The organism is Micromonospora maritima (assembly GCF_902825405.1).
Taxonomy (GTDB): domain Bacteria; phylum Actinomycetota; class Actinomycetes; order Mycobacteriales; family Micromonosporaceae; genus Micromonospora; species Micromonospora maritima.
The window spans coordinates 13,719-27,797 of the sequence record NZ_CADEAU010000020.1 but is presented as its reverse complement, the minus strand read 5'-3'; the positions used below and the strand labels follow the sequence as shown (position 1 = coordinate 27,797).

17 protein-coding genes are annotated in these 14,079 nt (G+C 70.0%); 3 read left to right on the top strand and 14 right to left on the bottom strand.

Annotated elements, in window-relative coordinates; genetic code table 11:
* Together HUW36_RS04580 and HUW36_RS04575 are read right to left on the bottom strand one after the other, a co-directional pair.
* A partial coding sequence (locus HUW36_RS04580) for a ribonuclease catalytic domain-containing protein (protein WP_246247879.1) occupies positions 1-1,314 on the bottom strand: 1,314 nt, incomplete at its 3' end.
* Between the two features lie 108 nt (positions 1,315-1,422).
* Entirely contained in the window at positions 1,423-2,130 is a 708-nt protein-coding gene (locus HUW36_RS04575) for a histone (RefSeq protein WP_246247878.1), read from the bottom strand.
* Between the two features lie 543 nt (positions 2,131-2,673).
* Between HUW36_RS04575 and HUW36_RS04570 the strand changes: the two genes are divergently transcribed.
* Together HUW36_RS04570 and HUW36_RS04565 are read left to right on the top strand one after the other, a co-directional pair.
* Positions 2,674-2,958 (top strand): hypothetical protein, encoded by a 285-nt coding sequence (locus HUW36_RS04570; RefSeq protein ID WP_174526952.1) that lies wholly within the window; start codon positions 2,674-2,676, stop codon positions 2,956-2,958.
* Positions 2,955-3,440, top strand: coding sequence for a roadblock/LC7 domain-containing protein (locus tag HUW36_RS04565; protein WP_174526951.1), 486 nt, complete (start codon positions 2,955-2,957; stop codon positions 3,438-3,440). Before HUW36_RS04570 ends, HUW36_RS04565 begins: the two co-directional genes overlap by 4 nt.
* 162 nt (positions 3,441-3,602) lie before the next feature.
* Here HUW36_RS04565 and HUW36_RS04560 read toward each other — a convergent pair whose 3' ends face one another.
* Positions 3,603-4,526, bottom strand: a complete 924-nt coding sequence (locus HUW36_RS04560; RefSeq protein ID WP_174526950.1) for a hypothetical protein — start codon at positions 4,524-4,526, stop codon at positions 3,603-3,605.
* Positions 4,527-4,623: 97 nt separating this feature from the next.
* Between HUW36_RS04560 and HUW36_RS04555 the strand changes: the two genes are divergently transcribed.
* Complete coding sequence (locus HUW36_RS04555; RefSeq protein ID WP_217428772.1) at positions 4,624-4,887, top strand: hypothetical protein; 264 nt, start codon at positions 4,624-4,626, stop codon at positions 4,885-4,887.
* A 26-nt stretch (positions 4,888-4,913) separates the two neighbouring features.
* On the opposite strand, the gene HUW36_RS04550 is transcribed toward HUW36_RS04555, so the two are convergent.
* From HUW36_RS04550 to HUW36_RS04500, 11 genes are all read right to left on the bottom strand, one after another.
* A complete protein-coding gene (locus tag HUW36_RS04550; protein ID WP_174526948.1) occupies positions 4,914-5,252 on the bottom strand; it encodes an immunity 51 family protein in 339 nt (112 codons plus the stop codon).
* A 561-nt stretch (positions 5,253-5,813) separates the two neighbouring features.
* Positions 5,814-6,536, bottom strand: coding sequence for a hypothetical protein (locus HUW36_RS04545; protein WP_174526947.1), 723 nt, complete (start codon positions 6,534-6,536; stop codon positions 5,814-5,816).
* A 175-nt stretch (positions 6,537-6,711) separates the two neighbouring features.
* Entirely contained in the window at positions 6,712-7,467 is a 756-nt protein-coding gene (locus HUW36_RS04540) for a hypothetical protein (RefSeq protein ID WP_174526946.1), read from the bottom strand.
* A gap of 42 nt (positions 7,468-7,509) precedes the next feature.
* Positions 7,510-8,793, bottom strand: coding sequence for a tyrosine-type recombinase/integrase (locus HUW36_RS04535; RefSeq protein WP_246247876.1), 1,284 nt, complete (start codon positions 8,791-8,793; stop codon positions 7,510-7,512).
* Positions 8,793-8,975, bottom strand: a complete 183-nt coding sequence (locus HUW36_RS04530) for a helix-turn-helix domain-containing protein (RefSeq protein WP_069088959.1) — start codon at positions 8,973-8,975, stop codon at positions 8,793-8,795. The genes HUW36_RS04535 and HUW36_RS04530 overlap by 1 nt, the downstream gene beginning before the upstream one ends.
* On the bottom strand, positions 8,972-10,726 hold the full coding sequence (locus HUW36_RS04525) for a replication initiator (protein ID WP_174526945.1): 1,755 nt from the start codon (positions 10,724-10,726) through the stop codon (positions 8,972-8,974). Before HUW36_RS04525 ends, HUW36_RS04530 begins: the two co-directional genes overlap by 4 nt.
* Entirely contained in the window at positions 10,723-11,271 is a 549-nt protein-coding gene (locus HUW36_RS04520; RefSeq protein ID WP_174526944.1) for a DUF2637 domain-containing protein, read from the bottom strand. The genes HUW36_RS04525 and HUW36_RS04520 overlap by 4 nt, the downstream gene beginning before the upstream one ends.
* Complete coding sequence (locus tag HUW36_RS04515) at positions 11,268-11,459, bottom strand: hypothetical protein (RefSeq protein WP_174526943.1); 192 nt, start codon at positions 11,457-11,459, stop codon at positions 11,268-11,270. Before HUW36_RS04515 ends, HUW36_RS04520 begins: the two co-directional genes overlap by 4 nt.
* A gap of 5 nt (positions 11,460-11,464) precedes the next feature.
* Positions 11,465-11,719, bottom strand: a complete 255-nt coding sequence (locus tag HUW36_RS04510; RefSeq protein ID WP_174526942.1) for a hypothetical protein — start codon at positions 11,717-11,719, stop codon at positions 11,465-11,467.
* Positions 11,716-13,254: an FtsK/SpoIIIE domain-containing protein gene (locus HUW36_RS04505; RefSeq protein WP_246247881.1), complete on the bottom strand. Its 1,539-nt coding sequence runs from the start codon at positions 13,252-13,254 to the stop codon at positions 11,716-11,718. Before HUW36_RS04505 ends, HUW36_RS04510 begins: the two co-directional genes overlap by 4 nt.
* A gap of 355 nt (positions 13,255-13,609) precedes the next feature.
* A complete protein-coding gene (locus HUW36_RS04500) occupies positions 13,610-14,005 on the bottom strand; it encodes a transcriptional regulator (protein WP_174526941.1) in 396 nt (131 codons plus the stop codon).
* Between the last annotated feature and the right edge of the window lie 74 nt (positions 14,006-14,079).

Here is a 14,079-nt window from a genome sequence, read left to right as displayed (position 1 = left end):
GAGGAGACCGAACAGCGGGCCGGCGGTCAGTTCCTCAAGGACCACGGGTACGTCTTCGAGGTCGACCCGCACGACCGCTCGGCCAACCAGGACCCGGTGCGCCAACAGCACCGCCTCGGCCAGCTCGATCGCGCCCCGGGTGGCCGCGCCGGCGGTCCGGTCGGTCGTCGCCATCACCTCCGGCAGCTTCGGCAACGCGGCCCGGACGTGCTCGGGCACCTCCCGGCCCTCGTGCAGGGCCAGGCACGCCTCGGTGGCGTAACGGTCGGCGAGCCGGCGCAGCGGCGCGGTGACGTGCGCGTACGCGGCGGCGACACCGCCGTGCTCGGGCTGCTCGGGAACCGTGCCGTCGAAGGCGGTGTACGCGGCACCGCGCATCAGCTCGGCGGCCTGGTCGACGAAGGCGGCCGCCCGGGGTCGGGAGGCGTCCAGCCCGGCGAGCACCCGACCGACCGGGACGCCGTCCGGCCACGGCACGCCGAGCGGGTCGGCGGCCGTCCGCAGCCGCTCGACCGCCTCGGGGCGGGGACGCGGCATCGTCCGCAGCAGCCCGATCCGGCCGGCGAGCATGATGTCGGCGGCGGCCATGCCGGTCAGCAGCGAGATCTGGGCGTTGTGCTCCTCCATCGGGCCGGGGCCGCGCAGCACCAGCCGCCAGCCGTCACCGTCGGGCTCGACGTCCTGCTCGGGCAGCGGCAGGTTGATCGCGCCCCGGTCGAGGCCACGGGCGGTGAGCAGGGCCCCGATCTCGGGCAGCAGGGCGATCGGCTCCGGCAGCCGGCCGGCGTCGGCGTCACGTTGCACGCCGCCGTAGTCGAGCTTGGCCCGGCTGCGCACCAGGGCCCGTTCCAGCGTGACCGCCCCCGTGCCGCCGTCGGCGTCCAGGTCGATGGTCCAGAGCACCGCGGCCCGGTCGGCGTCGGGCAGCAGGCTGGCCGCCCCCTCGCTGAGCGTGTGCGGGTGCAGCGGCACGTTGCCGTCCGGCAGATAGACCGTCTGGCCCCGACGCCACGTCTCCGCCTCCAGGTCACCGCCGGGGCGTACGTGGGTGAACACGTCGGCGATCGCGTACCGGACGCGGTAGCCGCCACCGGGACGGCGGGCGAGGTGCATGGCCTGGTCGAGGTCGCGTGAGGTCGCCGGGTCGACCGTGACGAACGGGACGTCGGTCCGGTCGGCGACGGCCGGCGGCGGCGCGGCCGCCGCCTGGTCGGCCTCGCGCTGCGCCGCGGCCGGGAAGCTCTCGGGCAGTCCCAGCTCGCGGCGCAGCGCGCCGAAGTCGATGCGGGGCGCCAGTACGCGTCGGATCACCACGCGGTCAATCCTGACAGCGCCCCGCACGTTCCGCTCACCGGCGCGGCGGCGCCGCCCCGTACCGACGCCTGCGGCGTCGGCTCCCGGCGCGCGGGTGAGCGGTCGCGGTCAGGACCGGGAGGCCGGGGCCTTGCGGGCGGTGGTGGTCCGCTTGGCCGTGGTGGTCTTGCGGGCCGGCGCCTTCTTGGCCGCCGTGGTCTTCTTGGCGGCCGTGGTCTTGCGCGCGGTGGTGGTCTTCTTCGCCGGCGCCTTCTTGGCCGCCGTCTTGCGCGCCGCCGGCCGCGTCGACGCGGTGGTCTTCTTGGCCGGCGCCTTCTTGGCCGCGGTGGTCTTCTTCGCGGCCGTGGTCTTCTTCGCCGGCGCCTTCTTCGCGGTGGTGGTCGTCCGCGCGGTGGCCGCGGTGGTCTTCCTCGCCGCGGTGGTCTTCTTCGCCGCCGTCGTGGTCTTCTTCGCGGGCGCCTTCTTCGCCGCCGTCTTCTTCGCGGTGGCCTTCTTCGCGGTGGCCTTCTTCGCCGGCGCGCTCTTGGCGGTGGTCTTCGTGGCCGGAGCGGTCCGACCGGCGGTCTTCGTGGCCGCGGTCTTCTTGGCGGTCGTCCGGGCCGCCGTGGCCCGGGTGGCCGGCGCCTTGCGCGCCGCCGACACGACCTTCTTGGCGGCGGCCTTCTTCGCCACCGCCTTCTTCGCCGGCGTCCGTCCGGCGCCGGCGCCCGAGGCGTTCGGCGACGCCTTGGTGACCGTCGTCGTCCTGCCCGCGGTGGTCCTCTTCGCGGTCGTCCGTTTCGCGGCCGGGCGGGTGGCCTGCTGTGCTTCGGCCATCTCGGTTCCCTTTCCTGGGGACGTGCTCTCGCCCTCGCGGAGCACGGATCACCTCGACGCGGGCCCTCCCGCGCCGTCTAGCGGCCCTCCCCGGCCCAACGGGCGTCCTCGGCGTCCCACGCGTCGTTACGCTCCCGCACCTGCTGCAGGGCGTTCTCCGCGTCGGGGGCTGAGGCGTACGGTCCGAGAACGTGCTTCGCAGGGCACACGTCGGCATCGGTCTCGACCCGGTGGTGTCGCGTGCACCAGTAGTAGTGCCCACCACTTCCGTCGTCGCTCATGCGATCACTGTGCACCGGGAAGCGCCCGGCCGCCACCGGAACGCCACAAATAGTCGTCGCCCTCTCCACATTAGACCTGGTCGTGGCGGTCGGGGCCGGGAACGGCGGAAGACGGTGCGCGACTCGACGCGGACCGCGCACTAGCAGCAGGAGCCGGGATCGACCATCGGTCGCGGAGTACCACTTACGGGACCGGCGGGTGGGCCGAGGCTCACCTTGGAGCGGACCGCCGGCGCCTCCCGTCCGACCTGGGGAGAGAACCGTGGGCAACCTTGACGTCGCGTTGAAGAACGCGATGAGCATCGACGGGGCGATCGGAGCCGCACTCGTCGACTACACCAGTGGCATGACGCTCGGCGTGGCCGGAGGCACCGGCGAGATCGAGGACATCCTCATCACGCTCGGCAGCCAGTACCACCTGATCCGACCGCTGAGCAACCGCACCGGCAAGGGGCTGTTCCTCTACCTGATGGTGAGCAAGAGCCGGGCCAACCTCGCGATGGCCCGGCACCAGCTGCGCGTGATCGAGGAGACCCTGGAGCTGTGAGCCGGGTGGACGACCTCCCCCGCCGTACGCCGGCCCGGTCCGGCGCCCTGCCACCCGCGCGCACGCTGCCGCACTCGCTGGCCGGCAACCCCGCCCTGCCGTACCCGGCCATCGGGCAGGAGCTGTCCGCGCTGCGGCTGCAGATCCCCGGGGTGCACGGCTGTGTCCTCGGCGGCGTCGACGGGCTGCTCATCACGCACAACCTGCAGAACGGCGCCGATCCGGACGACCTGGCGGCCCTGTCGGCCACCATGTTCGGGCTGGGCCGGCAGGTCGGATCCCGGCTGGGTCAGGGTGACTTCCAGCAGGCCACCGTGCGCAACGAGGGCGGCTGTCTCAGCGTCTACGCGGTGAGCCCGCAGGCCCTGCTCGCCGTGGTCGGCTCGGACAGCATCAACGTGGCGCGGCCGCACCTGCACGCCCCGACCACCGCGGCCCACGTGGGCGACCTGCTCGACGGCGTCGTCCCGACCACGTCCTGACCGACGCCGGTCGCGCCGGTCCCCGGGGACGGCCGGGACCGGCGCGCCGGCCCCGGCCGTCCCCGGGCCCCTCTCCGACGGCGCTCCGGCGACCGACGGTCGGCGACGCCGCCGGCCCGGACCTCGGTTCTCGCCGCCTGTCGAGCTGATATCACGAACGACTCAGACCGCGACCCGCGTCCGAGGGTCCGCGCCACCCGCCGGCGTCCGGTGGCGGGCGGCCATCCCCCGGCAGCGGGCGAGCAGGGCCAACGTGACCAGCACCAGCGCGAAGCCGGCGAACTCGTGGTCGAGCAGCCAGAAGAACTGCACCACGACCAGATGCACCACCAGGGCGGACGTGAGCGCCCCGAGCGCGCGTGCCCGCCGGCCCGCCGCCCAGAGGCCCAGCCCGACGGCGGTGACGAGCAACGCGGCGACCGCCGCCGCCAGGTGGGTGCCGCGCCACAACCCCGGCTCACGGGACAACAGCACCAGCGGCCGGCCCACCGAGAACACGGCGAGCAGCCCGACCGCCACCACCGTGGCACGGTCCCACGCGGGTGTCCCCGTCGTTCCCGCCATCAGCTCGACAGGGGTACGCAGACGGTCCGGCCAGCGGAACCCCGGGCGGCGGACGTCACCCGCCGCCACCGCGTACGCCAGGGCCTGGGCCGCGTTGGCCCGCCGTTCCCGCTCGGTGGGCGGCCGACGGCCCACCACGAGGACCACGAACAGGCACGCGCCGAGAAGCGTGGCGTGGATCAGCGCGGCGACCGGCTCGTAGAAGTAGTCGTGGTCCCGGGTCACGAATTTCCCCACCTCGTCGATGAACAGCCCGAAGCCCACGCCGGCGAGCACGGCGGCGGCGGTGCGCACCGCCCGGCCCAGGAAGAGCATCGGGAGCAGCTGCGCGACGAGCATGCCCAGCCCACCCCAGAGCAGGTGCGCCACGTGCAGGTCGCCGGAGCCGAGCTGCGGGAAGCCGGTGGCGGCCAGGTAGAGCCGGGTCACCGCGACGGTGAGCACGGCGGCGACCAGGAAGAGCCGGAACCGGCGTACGCCGTCGGCGTCCCGGAGCGGGAGGCGCGGTCGGGGCAGGCTCATGCCCCGATCCTGCGCGGCCTGTACGGCGACCGACATCCGGAACCGCACCCATGCTCCCCCTAGGGAGGGTCGACGCGCCGGGGTCATGCTGTCTCCCATGGGCCACCGAAGCGACCGGGAGTCCGACGTGCGCCGGCTCCTCGACGAACTCTGCGTCAGGCTGGGCTTCTGCCTGCCACCGGAGGAGAGCCGTCGGCTCCGCGAGTCGCCTCCGGGTGGGGTGGACGGCTTCACCGACGCGGTGCTCGCGGCCGAGGGGATGAGCGGCAGCGAGCACCCGGACCTGCGTCGTGAGGTACGGGAGGTCGTCGAGCGGCACCTCAACCGATGGCCGACGACAGGCGATCACCCGCACCCGTGAACAGTCGCACCGCCGCCCGTTGGATGTCAGTCGTCGAACTCGAACCCGCGCGCCTCGGCATCGGTGATCAGCCGCCGCATGCGTTCACCGTCGGCCGCGACGGTGTTCAACAGCGCCTCCAACTCGTGCAGCGCGCCCCGGTCGGTGCCGTGGGCGCAGAACATGCCGCCCTCCGGGTCGTAGGCGAACCGGCCTCCGAGCGTCGGGGCCTGGGTGCTGACCAGGACTTCCGCGACGCCTCTCCAGAAGTACCCGTTGGGCTCGTGGCCGAGCTCCTCGACCAGGGCGTCGACAGGTGTGGTTCCGGCATCCAACAGCAGCGAGAACTGTCCCGGAGTCGTCTCGATCAGCCTGAGCAAGGTCATCTCCGAAGCCTGACACCCGCCGACGGGCCGAACAAGATCCGGAACGTCGCACGAGCGCGGCCCCGGCACGATGGTGTCGGCCTCCCGCTCAAGCTGACGGTGCCTGGTGGCGCGACGAGGTGTCGGACCCGACGGCTGCCCCTGTCAGGATGGATCGATGCAGCAGGGCCGCGAAGATCGCAACGGGTACGAGGACCACCCGGGACATCCTCTGCACGGCGTCCCGTTGTCTGTACTTTCCCCTGCCCGCGCCTGCCTGGCTGAAGCGGCGAAGTACGGGGACGTGGATGCGCATCTGGCCGAGGAGCTTGCGGACGCTGTCGTCATGGCCGTACTGCCAGCCATGCGAGGGTGGCTGGATTCTCCCGAGTAGGCGCGGGTCCTCAGGACGATGCCAAGCCGGCGAGCGGTCGGCGATGTCAAGTTCGCCGGCTACCCCGCTCTGAGCTGGTGGGCGACGGACGAGTCGACCTGTACGCCGGATTTTGCAATTGTTAGCGTCCTGGTCTGCGCAAATGGCCCTGTTAAACGGTTACAGGGCGTCTGCAGGGCGTCTACCGCTCATCGGAAGAGGTTACTGAGAGGCACAACGAGGCGCGCCAAGCTCGTTTGGGCTTTCAGCAGCTCGGGGTGGCCGGGACCCGAGATTTTCTCTAGATCCGCCGCCACGAGCACAAGGTCTAGAATGGCATGGCCATCATCTCCTGCCGCGCCTCGCGCCTCACCTAGAGATCTGCGAACGATCAGCGTGGCCAAGTGGCGGGGACCTAAAGCTGCTTCCAGATCCGATACCACTTGCTCAAGAATGACCACAGTATTGCTGGTCTCACCTGCCGGTGGCGATTTTGGACGCGAGCCGGCAGCCAAATCCCTCGAAGGCTGGCCGAAAGAGCCGCGTAGCGCACGATCCATAGAGATGTCCACTTCGCCGTACGCTTTTAAAGCCTCGGCCAGCCGCCGACGAAGCTTGGACATATCAGGAGTCACACTGGGCGCTAAAGGTCGGGTCGACCAGCCAACTTTCCTCACCCATTCATTCTGCCTCTTCAACGCAGAATCTAGAGCTTCGGAGGCAACAGAAATCGGAATCCTTTCCGCATATCCCTTCGCTTCATGAAGAGCCAACCTAAAGGCTTCCTCGCCTTGAGTGTCACCCGAAGCCGAACGAACAACTTGAGCCAACGACTCATTCAGGGAACCCTGCTCTTGCAAGAGCACACGAATGCCCGCAGCAAAAGGGCTAGACGCACCACTGCTCACAGCTACCACTTCATCCGACTGCACCGCTTGAGCGGAACCGCTCGAAGATAGATCGGTCGAGGTTCGGTCTGAATTTCTAGTAATTCCTTTGATCTTCCGCATCAACCTCGGAGATGCGCCATACTTGGAGAGCAGTCGAGCAAAACCAGGAGAGACTTGTCCCGCAGGCGTCGGGAGCCGCCGTACAGGGGAATCCGAGTTACCGGTCATGCGTACTCCACCAACCCATCGGCGGCGAGCCAAGTTGATCCAGCGCAGCAGCTAACTCATCCAGTGTACGCCGCATTTCGTCACCTGTAAGATCTGCCAATTTGAGCGGACCACTCAATAGTATGCATCCATCAGGACGACCAGATAGCGCGAAGGTCGGACTTGCCACCACCCCATCAGGCTGATCAGACCGGCGCAACTGCCCCCAACTAAGGCCATAACGCTCCGATTTGTCGCGCTTCATCCAAGCACCTGGGCCCTGCTCGGTTGCGGTCCGAACAAATTCACCCCACTCTTCGCAGAGTATTACCTGTTCAGAAAAAGCAGTTCCCACCAAACCGACACCTGGCGAGAAAACCCGATGCGAATCCACTATATTCGCGCCAGCGCAAACCGCAGCGACCAACTCCAAACGGCGCCAAAGGAACGTTCCGCGAGTTCGGTAATAGCGAACCGACAATTCATCCCAAGGTGCGCCAGTGATCTGAACGGCCATAGAGATCACTACGCTTAGACAGGCCCGCAAGTTATTGTCATATTCCCTGATGTGGGCCGCTTGCACAGCGTAGTTAACAGACCGCACCGCCTCATACAGCGCAAAAATCGCCAGCGCCACAACGCTTGCCCATTGGAGAGACGTCTGCCGTTCCCAGAACTGGGCGTTTGGCAAACCTAGCTGGGCCAGTGTTACAACTGCTCCCGCAGCCGGCAGCATGACGGCACGGGCTAGCAGCATAGCGATCACCTCTAGAGTATGGACCACCCACCGTCCCTTGAGGAAGGACTGTTACTCGACAGTCCTGCGTAGCGAGTGAGGAGATTGCCTCGCCCGCAGGTTAGTAGGTGCGACCGCGCCTCCCGCGAGATTCCCTACTGCATCCGCTGACCGGAAGAGTGTGTCGATCGCGTTGCGGGTGCGTTCCTCGCTGGCCGGCATCAGGTGCGTGTAGACCCGGAGCGTGAAGCCCGGATCGGCGTGGCCGAGGTACGACGCCAGGGCCTTGATGCTCTCCCCCGCGTCGAGCAGCGACGAGGCGTAGAAGTGGCGCAGCGCGTGCATCCCGGTGGCCCGGGTCGGCGTGATGCCGGCCGCCCGGACGGCGGGGCGCCAACTCTTGTCGTCGAAGGTGTGCCGGTTGATCGCGCCGCGCCGGTTGGTGGTGAACAGCAGCGGCACCGTCACCCGCTCCTCGTCGGCGGGGTTCTCCCATGGCAGGGTGAGCGACACCGGCGGGAAGTCGTCGATGTGCCGACGCAGCACTAGGGCGACGGAGTCCGGCAGGGGTATCCGGCGGTCACGGTCGTTCTTGGGCAGGCCGAAGACGAGCCGGGAGCGGACGAGCTTGACCTGACGCGAGACGTGCACCCATCCGGCGTCGAGGTCGATGTCGTCGACGCCCAGCCCGAGGATTGCGCCCTGCCGCAGACCGCAGCCGGCGCCCAGGTCGACCATCGCCCGGTACCGCTGGGCGAGGCCACCGCGGATTGCCGAAACCTGGTCGTAGCGCAGCGGCACTATCCGGCGCTGCACCGGTCGCGGCGGGGTGACCGACTTCGCCGAACACGGATTCTTGGCAATCCGCTCGTCGTCGACGGCCGCGCCGAGGATGGTCCGCAGGTGCGCGAAGATGACGGCCCGGGTCGCTGGGGCCAGCTTGCCGACCAACGCGGCGTCCCACTCCCGGATGTGGCCCGGCTTGATCGCCGCCAGTTGCCGAGAGCCGAAGAACGGCAGCAGGTACTTGCGTACCCGATGCTCGGTGACCTCCCGCGTCGACTCGTCGAAGGAGCGCGTGCGGAGCCAGGTTTCGGCGTACTCGGCGAAGGTCATGCGGCCGGCCAGCGGGTCGACGTAGGAGCCGCGTAGCTTGTCCGTCTCGGTCGAGACCATGAACGCCTCAGCCTCACGCTTGGCCCGGTCCGGAAAGGACTTCTTGCGTTCCTTGCCGTCCGGCCCGATGTACCGCACCCGGTAGCGCAGCCCTTTGCCGAACAGTTGCGTCTTGACCCGCTCCTTTCGCCCGCCCTCGTGACGCAACGTCTTGTACCAGCGATCCTCGACGTGCCCCATCAGGCCGCCGCCTGCTCACGTACCCAGGCCCGGACCGCTTCCGGCTCGTAGCGCAGGTGTCGGCCGACCCGGGCCGCCGGCGGACCGTACTTGACCTTGCGCCAGCGGTACAGCGTCTCCTGCGGTACCCGGAGGTACGCCGACACGTCCCGAACCGTCCACAGCTCGTCCTTGGCCATCACAGCCCCTCCCCCGTCTTGTCGTCCGCTTCCGTCGTCGCGCTGTCGTCGGGGAGCTGGGCCGCGCGGTCCTTGGCGGCGAGCAGTTCGGAGCGCCAGCGGGCGCGTTCGCTGATCGACCGCAGCAGCCGGTGGGCCATCGCCGGCACGTCGGGATCATCGGGGCGGGCGAGTTCCCAGGCGTGGCGGACCGGTTCGACGGTGGCGCCCTGGTCGTCGACGCCATCGAGGCCGACGGTGACGCCGAGCAGTGCCCGCACCCAGGCGCGTACGTCGTGTTTGTGGTCGGAGAGCGTCTTGCCGGACCAGTCGCGGGAGATGAGGATGCGCCGGCCGCCGATGCCGAGGGTGTCCCGCTGGTGGACCTTGCCCTTGCAGCGGCCCGGCTTGAGCTTCGCGTGTGCCTTCTTCGGCGCGACGCCGTACAGCAGCCAGTTCGCGCACCGGTCGGTGCACGGGGTCACGCGCAGTTCCCGCCACAGCCGGTCCAGGTGGGCGCGTTGCCGGTCGGTGGTGGCTTTGTGGCAGTCGCCGGTGTGCTTGGTGATGTACTTCGTGACGTACCGGATGGTCCGTTCGGCGTCGGCGGTGCCGGGCATGACGCCGCGGGCGTCGACCTGGGAGCCGAAGCGGACCACGTGCACCGGTTCCGCGTCCGGGTCGGCGTCGATCGTGTCGAGGGCTTCCGTCCAGGTGGTCAGCGGCTGGCGGGTGTCCGGGTCGACCCACGCCGAGGCGTCCTCGTCCCACACCGGAGGCCGGTCGACGGTGTACCGCTGAACGTCGACCGCCGGCCACCACACCTGGTGATAGGTCGCCGCCGCGACGGTGCGCAGGATGTCCCGGGGAATCGTGCCCCGGATGGCGAAGTGTGCGTGTGGGGCGAGTCGGCGTTGCGGCTCGACGCAGCCGGCGTACTGGACGTTCCAGCCCTCACAGCGCCGCAGGTTCTGCCAGAACCGATCCAGCAGCCGAGGGAAGTGCACCGCATCCCACGCGGCCCGGCGGTAGTCGTACCGGTCGGGGTTGAGCGGGGTGCCGTCGGGGCGGACTGGGCCGTAGGAGTCGAGGGTGAGCGTCAGCCACATCGACGGCCGGTAGGTGGTCCCGTCCGGGGCGGTGTACGTCTTACCGACCGTGCGCGGCTCGACCTTGCGCCGAGGCAGTTCCGGGGCGTCCTGCCGCCGCCGGGTCGAGCGCTTACGGCGCGGGCCGGTGTCGTCGTCGCCCTGGTCGTCGTCGGCGGTCGCGTGTGGCGGGGCGACCCGTCCCCGGAGCCCTTCGGCCGCGATCGCCTCTTCCACTTCGCGGATCGCCTCGTCGAGGTCTTCCACCTGGTCCCACTGGCACGCCCGGGACGCCTCGTCACGGGAGAACTCCAGGTGTGCGCGGAAGAGGATCAGGGATTCCTGTTCGTCTGTGGCCGGTTGCGGGGGCGGTAGTGGTTCCTCGTCGCGGTGCCAGCCCTCCCGGATCTGGGCCTGCCGCAGCCGGCGGTTCTTCTTCGCGCACGGCGCGCACTTGTCCTCGCGGGTCGCCCCGCACGGCAGGTCGATGACCTCGGTACGGCCGGTGTCGAGATCGGTGCGGCGCATGGCGAGGGGGCGCACGCATACGCCGTACTCGGCGGCGATCTCCTTGAGCACGTCCACGGAGCGGGGTAGCGCCATGCGGGCCGCCCGCGACCCCGGCCGAGGAGCAGCAGCCGGGGTCGGGGCGGCCGGCGCGAGGCCGGGCAGGGTCGGTGCGGTCATCGGATGATCCCGACGACGTGCGGCCGGTTGGACTGCGCAGCACCACGCGGAGGCAGCACCGCCGGGACGACGGGCGACGCCGGAACGGTCGGGCGGACCGGTTCAACCTCGGTGGCGTCCGCCGGCTCCTCGTAGCGGTACGCGCCGGGCTGGTCCGGTTCGACAGCCGGCGGGGTGACCGGGGCGTTGGACAGGACGACCTTGACCAGGGCGAGAAAGGCCAGCGACGGCACCGCCGCCACGACCCAGCCCCACACCGACGATTCGGCTTCCGCGACCTGGGCCGCGAGGGACAGCAACGCGAACGCCACCAACAGCGAGCCCACCAGGCCGACCGGTCGACCCGCACGCCGCCGGGCGCGCAGCTCCAGGCCGAGGTAGATCGTCATCAGCTCGACCGCCACGGCGTTGGCCCAGCCGATCCAGTCGGGTTGGCCGTGGGCGACGGACAGGTCGTGGACGTGGGTGAAGGCGGCGGCGCCGGCCATGGCGGCGATGGCGAGCAGGATCACCAGCCGTACGCCGGATTCGGTGCGCTCGGTCATCGCCACTCCCGCATCGGCTTCTCGCGGATGGTCAGGTCGATGCGGATACGCCGGTCGGCCATGTCGGGGCGGCGGTTGACCATCTGGGCCAGGCCGTGCAGTGCGGCGGCGGTCTGGTCGGACGGACCGACCAGGCGGATGCGCAGCGGACGACGGAGCCGGTTGACGATGCGGGTGAGGGTGGTCATCGCGGTTACCTCCTGGCCGGTCGGATGTCGGTGCGGATGTAGTCGGGAGGGGCGCCGAGCGTGGCGACGGCTTCGGAGAGGCAGCGCCACAGCGCCCACGCCTCGTCGGAGGTCAGAGACATCCGTCGCCGGCCCGCACCGACCGCCAGATACACCGGGTACGGGTCGGGCCGTTGCGGGTCGACGCGCACGGACACAGCGGTGACCGGTTCGGGAGTGCGCAGCCGGTAGAACCGGCGACCGATCGGGGCGACAGTCACCGCGGCTCACCCCCGCCGTCGGAGTCGAGGAGGTTGCGCAACGCTTCGGGCAGCAGCCGCCCAGAAGGCTTACGCGGCAACGGAAGCCGTACCGGTTCGGTGGCGGTTTCCCGGCCGACCTGGGCGAGGATGTCCGAGGCGTCAGCCGGCGCCGGGAACCGCTGAGCCATGTCGCGGATGTCGTCGTCACTGACGTACGAGAACCGCACCCGCATCGGGTCGGGGGTGCCGTCGAGGATCACGTACCCGACGCCCTTCGCCCACCGGGGCATCTGATCCGCCAGCGCACCCCGGTTGCGGGCACCGTCGCCAAGGACCATGTCGACCTGAGACGCCTCGGTCAGCCCGAGCGCGATGCGGGTCGGGAACAGGTCCCGAAACGGCAGCACCTCCTTACGCGGGTCCTGCAACGCCGCCACCACCAGCACACCGACGCCGGCACCCTGCGACAGCAGCACCCCCAGCGACGAGGCAATGCGCTTGCGCAGCTCGACATCCTGCAAGTACGCGGTCAGCGCGGCCATCTCGTCGACGACGACCACGAGCAGGGGGTCAGCCTCGGTCGGCGTGTGCACCCGAACCGTGCCGGCCAACCGGGTCTGACGCTCCCACAGGACGGTCACGGCTTCGTCGAGCAGGTCCGCCATCGCCTCGAACGACTTGCACGCGAACCGGGCGAACATCGGCCGGCCGAGCGCGAACTCCATCCCGCCCTTCGGGTCGACCACCCACAGCCGCACCAACCCGGAGGCGACACCGCCGCCGAGGACCCGGACCAGCGACCACAGCACCGAGCCCTTCCCCGACCGGGTGGCGCCGCCCACCAGGACGTGAGTCGCGAGCAGATGCAGTACCCAGGGACGCAGGTCCTCCCGCCGGGCCAGCGGCAGCGCGGTGAAGTCCGGCACCGACGGCACCGGGAACGGCGGCACGACCGTGCGCAGCGCATCGGTCCGCACCAACGCCACGTAGAGCACCGTCGGCCGGTCCCGGTACCGCACCCGATCCACCAGCCGCAGCAGCCACGCACCCCGACCGGTCCGGGTCGGCGGGTCGCCGGGGCGTTCCGCATAGACGCGGGCATGCCGCCGGCCGAAGGCGTAAGCCAGGTTCGCGCTCGCCCGCTGGAACTGTTCCGGCGTCTGCCCCCGGACCATCCGCACCGTCAGCACGTCCAGGGCCTGATCCGAGCGGACCCGCAGCAGCTCAGGCAGAACGTGCCGCCGATCGAACGTCTCGGCGAGCCCGCACAGCGTCATGGCCTCACGCCACACCCGCCGGTAGACGAAGATTCGCCGGAACGAACCCAGCAGTGGACCCGCCAGCCACGCCCACCAGGACGACTCATCGCGCCAGCGCCACACCGCCGAGGCCGCCGCCCCCAGCACGAGCGGCACCACCAGGCCCGGCCAGTCGAACTCGACGTACAGCCAGAACGCCAGGACCACCGAGCCGGTGGCCACCGGATGCCGCAGGCACCACCACAGCAGCCGCCCCGACCAGCGCAGCACCAGGCCGAGCACCACCGCCCACATCGGCAGCTCGAAGCGCCTCGGACGGAACACGATCAGGTCACCGGCCGAGGTCGTCACCACCTCACCGCGAGGCCGCCAGATCACTTGGCACCCCGCAGCGACACGAACCGACCCGACGCATCCCGGACCGGCGGAAACGGAAGCACGAGCTGCCCGACGCAGCCGGCGCACCGACCATCGGCACCCTTGGCGGGATCGAACCGGGACTGACACACGCCGCACCGAGGCTGGGCCGGGGCAGCCGAACGCCTACGCTTGGACACGTCACTACCTCTCTCGACAGAGCAGGGGGAAGAGACAGAGGGCGGGGCTGCCGTCCGCCAAGACCTGACAGCCCCGCCCCCACCAGATGCGGCTACGCCGCCGCCTTCTTGGCCACACCCGCCGGGGCACGCATGCCGGTAGCCCGCAGCGAGTACGCCATCCGACCGTTGTTCGCCACGTACGGCGTCACCGTCATGCCGTCGAACTCCACCGCCTCGAAAGGGGCGCCCGTCGGCGGGACCGGCTGGTAGTCGGCGGAGATCTTCACCGTCGTCTCCCGCGAACGCTTTCCAAGCTCCGGGTCCAGGTCCATCACGCGCACCTGCCACACACGTTGGCCGGTCAGTTTGTCCTTCGCGGGGCTACGCCGGCCCGTCTTCTCGTCGTAGTCCTCGACCTCACCCATCGACTCGGGCACCAACGCGCACCCCGCCGGGAACACGTCCTCAGAACGCACGGCGAACCTCGTACCGCCACGCAGAGCCATCGCTCAACCTCCTGATCCCACCTGACCATCCTGACTAGCCAGGTGACGTGGATCAAAGGTAGGCCGGCTTGGCT

Excerpts from the sequence above, each read along its gene's own strand:
- HUW36_RS04575 (WP_246247878.1), bottom strand. The coding sequence starts at position 2,130 with ATGGCCGAAGCACAGCAGGCCACCCGCCCGGCCGCGAAACGGACGACC.
- HUW36_RS04560 (WP_174526950.1), bottom strand. The coding sequence starts at position 4,526 with ATGAGCCTGCCCCGACCGCGCCTCCCGCTCCGGGACGCCGACGGCGTA.
- HUW36_RS04555 (WP_217428772.1), top strand. The coding sequence starts at position 4,624 with ATGGGCCACCGAAGCGACCGGGAGTCCGACGTGCGCCGGCTCCTCGAC.
- HUW36_RS04550 (WP_174526948.1), bottom strand. The coding sequence starts at position 5,252 with ATGACCTTGCTCAGGCTGATCGAGACGACTCCGGGACAGTTCTCGCTG.
- HUW36_RS04535 (WP_246247876.1), bottom strand. The coding sequence starts at position 8,793 with ATGGGGCACGTCGAGGATCGCTGGTACAAGACGTTGCGTCACGAGGGC.
- HUW36_RS04525 (WP_174526945.1), bottom strand. The coding sequence starts at position 10,726 with ATGACCGCACCGACCCTGCCCGGCCTCGCGCCGGCCGCCCCGACCCCG.
- HUW36_RS04520 (WP_174526944.1), bottom strand. The coding sequence starts at position 11,271 with ATGACCGAGCGCACCGAATCCGGCGTACGGCTGGTGATCCTGCTCGCC.
- HUW36_RS04515 (WP_174526943.1), bottom strand. The coding sequence starts at position 11,459 with ATGACCACCCTCACCCGCATCGTCAACCGGCTCCGTCGTCCGCTGCGC.
- HUW36_RS04505 (WP_246247881.1), bottom strand. The coding sequence starts at position 13,254 with ATGTGGGCGGTGGTGCTCGGCCTGGTGCTGCGCTGGTCGGGGCGGCTG.
- HUW36_RS04500 (WP_174526941.1), bottom strand. The coding sequence starts at position 14,005 with ATGGCTCTGCGTGGCGGTACGAGGTTCGCCGTGCGTTCTGAGGACGTG.